The organism is Syntrophorhabdaceae bacterium, from assembly GCA_028713955.1.
Classification (GTDB): domain Bacteria; phylum Desulfobacterota; class Syntrophorhabdia; order Syntrophorhabdales; family Syntrophorhabdaceae; genus UBA5609.
In genome coordinates this window covers 1-5,833 of record JAQTNJ010000044.1, presented here as the reverse complement: position 1 = coordinate 5,833, position 5,833 = coordinate 1, and the positions used below count along the sequence as shown (strand labels likewise).

The 5,833-nt window shown below is 47.7% G+C and carries 6 protein-coding genes; 4 read left to right on the top strand and 2 right to left on the bottom strand.

The features are described 5' to 3' along the window. On the bottom strand, positions 1 to 698 hold a 698-nt coding region (gene tsaD, locus PHU49_05890), incomplete at its 3' end, for a tRNA (adenosine(37)-N6)-threonylcarbamoyltransferase complex transferase subunit TsaD (protein ID MDD5243530.1). Between the two features lie 141 nt (positions 699 to 839). Continuing rightward, positions 840 to 2,228 (bottom strand): SurA N-terminal domain-containing protein, encoded by a 1,389-nt coding sequence (locus tag PHU49_05885; GenBank protein MDD5243529.1) that lies wholly within the window; start codon positions 2,226 to 2,228, stop codon positions 840 to 842. A 95-nt stretch (positions 2,229 to 2,323) separates the two neighbouring features. Here PHU49_05885 and PHU49_05880 point away from each other — a divergent pair, with 95 nt between their 5' ends. The 4 genes from PHU49_05880 to mrdA form a co-directional block, all read left to right on the top strand. Further along, the gene (locus PHU49_05880; GenBank protein ID MDD5243528.1) at positions 2,324 to 3,364 is read left to right on the top strand and encodes a rod shape-determining protein; all 1,041 of its coding nucleotides are present in this window, start codon (positions 2,324 to 2,326) and stop codon (positions 3,362 to 3,364) included. Between the two features lie 12 nt (positions 3,365 to 3,376). Further along, the gene (gene mreC, locus PHU49_05875) at positions 3,377 to 4,180 is read left to right on the top strand and encodes a rod shape-determining protein MreC (GenBank protein ID MDD5243527.1); all 804 of its coding nucleotides are present in this window, start codon (positions 3,377 to 3,379) and stop codon (positions 4,178 to 4,180) included. After that, positions 4,177 to 4,668 (top strand): hypothetical protein, encoded by a 492-nt coding sequence (locus PHU49_05870; GenBank protein MDD5243526.1) that lies wholly within the window; start codon positions 4,177 to 4,179, stop codon positions 4,666 to 4,668. The genes mreC and PHU49_05870 overlap by 4 nt, the downstream gene beginning before the upstream one ends. Beyond that, positions 4,665 to 5,833, top strand: a 1,169-nt coding sequence (mrdA, locus tag PHU49_05865; protein ID MDD5243525.1) for a penicillin-binding protein 2, incomplete at its 3' end; no start/stop codon positions are given. The genes PHU49_05870 and mrdA, both read left to right, overlap by 4 nt.

Here is a 5,833-nt window from a genome sequence, read left to right as displayed (position 1 = left end):
TCCGGCATGTTCTCTTCGTTGATCCCGTTATTCTTCACGTAGTTGATAAAGGCCGTCTTCAGGCCGCTGAAGCTGAAATCACAGGTATTGTCATCCATCATGGGCCTCGGAAATGCCACGTAGTCCTTCCTGCCTTTCCGAGAATACTCTTCAATGACCTGCCCGCCCGGATACCCGATATTGAGGTATTTTGCGATCTTGTCAAATGCCTCTCCTGCCGCGTCATCCCTCGTCGTACCGAGGACGCTGTACCTGCAGGGTTCGTCGATGCGCAGGATAATGGTGTGCCCGCCTGATACAACAAGGGCAACAAAGGGGAAATCAACATCCTGCTCAAGAAAGATACTCATTGCGTGCGCCTCGATATGGTTTACCCCGATGAGAGGTTTGCACAGTGAAAAGGCAAGCCCCTTGGCGAAACAGAGCCCGATGAGGACAGAACCGATGAGGCCGGGACCTGCCGTTACGCTGATCGCGTCCAGGTCGCGTGGATCCGCTTTCCCCTCTCTCAGCGCCTCCTTCAATATGATATCAATAAGCTCTAAATGTTTCCGTGAGGCGATCTCGGGAACCACACCACCAAAAACAGCATGGAGGTCCACCTGGCTGGAAACAATGTTGGAGAGGATCTCTTTCCCATCTCTGAGAAGCGCAACAGAGGTATCGTCACAAGAGGTATCTATGCCGAGGATTAACATAGCAGTTCAGCCCACAGCTATCAGCTCACAGCTGATAGCAACTGCAAGAGCTTAGTAGGCAGTAGGGAGTAGGCAGCAAAAGCTTTTCGTGCTTACTGCTTACTGCATACCAGGTTTTGTTGATCGCTGATAGCCGGTATTTCATATCTCCTGCCAGCTTATCTTGATCTTCCCTTTCGTCCGCATCTCTGTCATGAATGATTTAAAAAAATCCTCCCGGTTTTTTGTCACAAAATACCGCGTGTAACTATCTTTTTCCTTCTGCCATTCCTTTTTGTCGGGAAACTTTTCGTCTTTAAAGGAAAAAACATAGAATCTCCCCGATACCTCAACGGGTTTTGCATAGAGAGGCTTGTCCTTTGAGAGGGTAAGCAGGTTGACGTCTCCTTTCGGCACATCACCGATACCTTTGATATTGTGCGCGTTACGCAATATGAAACCGGTTTCTTTCCCGGGGCCAGGGGATTTTCGTGCTATGGCATCTTCGGCAGCCAGCTTTGCCAGGTTTTTTGATCTTTCAGCAGTAATCCGCTCTTTTATCCTTGCCAAAACAACACCCTTGTCGAGAGGCTTCCCATCCTGTACATCGACCAACTGGAATATATATGACTTTCCACTCTCCCTTATTGGCAGCGTTATATCGCCTTTTTTCAGCCCCCTGAGCCAGTCGTCAACCTTCATATCTTTCAGTCGTTTCATGACCTCGCCTTCATTCATCATGCCAAGGTCAACAACGTTTAATCCCTTTTGTTTCCCGTATTGGTCAATGTCCTTTACCTTCAGAAGATCCATGTAAGCCGCATCGTCTTTTACAGGACTTTTTTCGTCGATCACAAGATATTTCAGCCGGTAGGCGTTCTCGCTCCTGTGGCTTCCTTTTTCCTTCTCATAAAGTTCAAGGAGCTCCTTTTCGGTGATGTTGACCTTGTTCCTGAACGATGACGGATCGAAGACGCTATATGAGAGATTGACCATCCCCTTCTCTTTTACATAACCTGCCCATACATCGGCTTCGCTGAAGAACGTCCCGTTGTCTTTAATAAAATTCGCCGTCTTTTGAATAAGCATGGTATTCTTCTCGGTCGCCTCGAACCTTTTCGGATCGATGTTGCTCCTCTGGAGAACTGCAACATACAGTTTTTCATCAAACTTTCCTTCCCGCTTAAAGGCATCGATCCCCTGGATATGTTCGAGGAACTCCCTGTCAGAGACTGTCAGTCCAAGCTCGTCTGCCGTAATCAGCAGCATATACCTGTTAACGATCTCGTCCATCACCTTTTCTTTCAGCTTAAGCTCCTTCAACAGATTCTCGTCAAGCTTTTCCCTGTATATCATCCTGTAAAGTTCCAGCGTCCTGTTGTAGGTCTCCTGATATTCTGTGGCATCGACCTTATAAGGACCTATTTCAGCCACTATCCGTTCTCTGTCACGGAATGAACCTACACCCCAGAAAATGAACACCACGATGATCAATCCGAACATGGCCTTGACCATATAGCCCGTTGCATGCTTTCTCATTAATTTCAGCATTAAAACTCCCCACAATGTATTGATTTCAACTAATTAAAATAGTATATTAAGACAGTTTTTTCAATATCTTAAATTTTTCAGAGAAGGGACAATAGATGCTTGAGTCAATATTCGGCTTTATTTCAAAAGATTTGGCAATAGATCTCGGTACTGCAAATACGCTGGTATACGTGAAAGGTCGGGGAATAGTATCCAACGAACCGTCCGTTGTCGCGGTTCATAAAGATTCAAGGGGCGCAAAAAAGGTCATCGCTGTCGGGGAAGAGGCAAAAAAGATGCTCGGTAAAACACCGGGCAACATCGTTGCGATACGACCGCTTAAGGACGGCGTCATCGCGGACTTCGAAATTACCGAGGCAATGCTTAAATACTTCATCCAGAAGATCCACAACAAGAAGTCATACGCCAGGCCAAGGATAGTCATATCAATACCTTCGGGTATTACACCCGTTGAAAAGAGGGCCGTTAAGGAATCGGCAGAGTCTGCCGGCGCCAGGGAGGTCTATCTCATTGAAGAGCCAATGGCTGCGGCAATTGGCGTCGGCCTTCCCATAACAGAACCGAGCGGCAATATGATCGTTGACATCGGCGGCGGCACAACGGAGGTCGCTGTCATCAGTCTCGCCGGCATTGTCTATTGTAATTCAGTAAGGGTTGCCGGCGACAAGATCGACGAGGCAATCATCCAGTACGTAAAGAGGAAGTACAACCTCCTCATCGGAGAGAGGACGGCAGAGATGATCAAGATCAATATAGGCTCTGCATACCCGAACCCGAACGAAGAGGAACTGAGCATGGAGATCAAGGGCCGCGATCTTGTCGGCGGCATACCAAAAACACTGGAGATATCATCAAAAGAGATGCGGGAGGCGATCACGGAACCTGTGAATGCCATCGTTGAAGCCGTGAGGATCGCCCTTGAAAGAACGCCTCCTGAACTTGCTTCAGATATCGTCGATAAGGGTATTGTCATAAGCGGCGGAGGGGCACTCCTTCGAAATCTTGACCTCCTTATTAAAGAGATAACCCGCCTGCCTGTCATCATCGCCGAAAACCCTCTCACCGCTGTGGTTGAAGGAGCGGGCAAGGCCCTTGACGAAGTAAGCCTGTTGAAGGAGATTGCAACATACTTTTGATAAAGTAGGGAATTGAAAAACTCTATTGCCATAATCATCGCCATACTTATCCTGATTATATCATTCTTCGCTTTTACAAATACCCCACTCGTGGTCAGGGGGTATTCCACGTTCAAAAGCGGCTTCAGTGAAACAATCGGACCGATGTTGAAACTCATCGCCAAACCTACGGATCTGGTCCGGTACATATTCAGCTCCTATATCAATCTCGTCGGTGCAAAAAGGGAAAACGCCGAATTGAAAAAGAAGCTTGATGCGTTTCTGCTGGAAAACCAAAAGATTCCCGACCTGGAACGGGAGAACAAGCGCTTAAGAACCCTTCTCAATTTCGTGGAAAAGAATCCCAGATCTCTGATCGCTGCAAGGGTAGTAGGTGAAGACCTGAAAAACTGGTACAAATGTATTATCATCGATAAAGGGAGCGCCAGCAACATCAAAGAAAAGATGCCCGTCATTACCCCGAGGGGGATCGTCGGGCAGGCAGTGGAGGTTGACAGGTGGCACTCCAAGGTTATGGTCATCAACGATGCCAACTCTTCCGTGGACGTCAACGCTGAAGGGAAAAATACAAGAGGACTCCTGGAAGGCACGGGACAGACAGTGCTCAAATTGAAATACGTACTGAAAAATGACGATATCGAGATAGGTGACAAACTCCTCACGTCAGGAAAGGACGGGATATATCCAAAGGGATTGCCGGCAGGCATCGTTATTACCGTCAATAGAAACAGACCGGGCATCTTCGCAGATATAGATATTATGCCCTTCAGCAATTTCAAGCACCTCGAAGAGGTCCTGGTCATAAAGAAACAATGAAGATTGCCTTATATACATTCATAGGACTTCTGCTCCTCCTTGTCGAATCCTCCCTCCTGTCATTCGTTCCTCTGGAGATCTTCAAGCCGGACCTTGGTATACCGCTTATCATCTATACAAGCCTTTTTTTGGGCCCTCAGGCCGGGATAATAGTAACGCTTTTTATCGGCTTTATGCAGGAAGGTCTGTCGGCGGCCCCCCACGGTTCGATACTCTTTGTCAATATTGCCATATTCCTGATCACCATTTTCTTAAAGAGGAAACTCTACATCGATTCGAAATACAGCTTTGCCTTCATCTGCAGCGGATTCGTCGTTCTTGAATCATTTCTCTTCATCACGCTGTCTCTCCTTGCAAGGGGCGAGGCGGGTGGTGCCCTGAACATCCTGTTTTACACCATACCAAATGCGGTGTTTACAGGTTTTATCGCTATTTTTATCTTTTCGTTTATAGAATATCTTAACGTCAGGTATCTGGACAGGGAATGAAAGAAGAAACGCCTACCAGCAAGTTCAAATGGTGTAACCTCATCCTGATCATAACCATGACGGTGCTCCTTATACGGCTCTGGGATCTCCAGATCATGAGGGGATCGGAGATGAGGAGATTATCCGAACAAAACAGGATACGGATCAAAAAGGTCGTTGCGCCCCGCGGGATCATGTATGACAGATCAGGGAGGGTCGTTGCCGATACACGACCGTCATTCAACGCATACATCACCCCTGAAGACATCAAGGACTTCAGCCAGACAGTCGATGGCCTTGCGAAGCTTCTGGATGCTGACCGGGAAGATATCATCGATAAGCTCAAGGCTGCAAGCAGGATGCCTCCATCATTCCCCGTTAAGATCAAATCCGATATACCGATGGATGAGGTTGCAAAGATCGAGGCACACAGGGTTTATATTCCGGGAGTAAGCATCCAGATAGAGCCGAAGAGAAACTATCCTTACGGGCAGATGCTCGCCCATGCGCTGGGATATGTATCGGAGATCAACGACGAAGAACTGAAGACAAAAGAATACAAGGACTACTCTCCGGGTGATTATATCGGAAAATACGGACTCGAAAAAAACTACGAAAGCTATCTCAGGGGTACCGACGGAGAGAAAAGGGTGGAAGTCGATGCCAGGGGAAGAGAGGTAAGAACCCTTGACATCATAGAACCAACGGCGGGCAACAGCTTACACCTTAATATCGATATGGACCTCCAGACGATTGTAGAAAGGGCCATGGAAAATAAAAAGGGCGGCTGTGTCGCGCTTGACACCAAAACAGGGGGTGTACTTGTCCTTGCAAGCAGGCCCGCCTTTGATCCCAATAAATTTGCATCAGGCATTACGAAAGAAGACTGGCAGGCAATTATTACCGACAAAGCCCATCCGCTCCAGAACAGGGTCACCCAGGGAAGGTACCCGCCGGGATCGACCTTTAAGATAGCCCTGGCGTTGAAGGCCCTGGAACTGGGCATCATCAACGAAAGGACCACCTTTCTCTGCCGTGGCGGATTTTTGTTCGGCAACAGGGTTTTTAAATGCTGGAAGAAAGGTGGACACGGAAATATTGCAATCCACAGGGCTATCGTCGAATCCTGTGACGTCTTTTTCTACAACGTGGGATTAAAGCTGGGTATTGACAGGATCCATGAGAT

What these genes read in the sequence shown, in the direction of transcription:
- PHU49_05870 (MDD5243526.1), top strand. Translation starts at nt 4,177, where the DNA reads ATGAAGATTGCCTTATATACATTCATAGGACTTCTGCTCCTCCTTGTC.
- PHU49_05880 (MDD5243528.1), top strand. Translation starts at nt 2,324, where the DNA reads ATGCTTGAGTCAATATTCGGCTTTATTTCAAAAGATTTGGCAATAGAT.
- PHU49_05885 (MDD5243529.1), bottom strand. Translation starts at nt 2,228, where the DNA reads ATGCTGAAATTAATGAGAAAGCATGCAACGGGCTATATGGTCAAGGCC.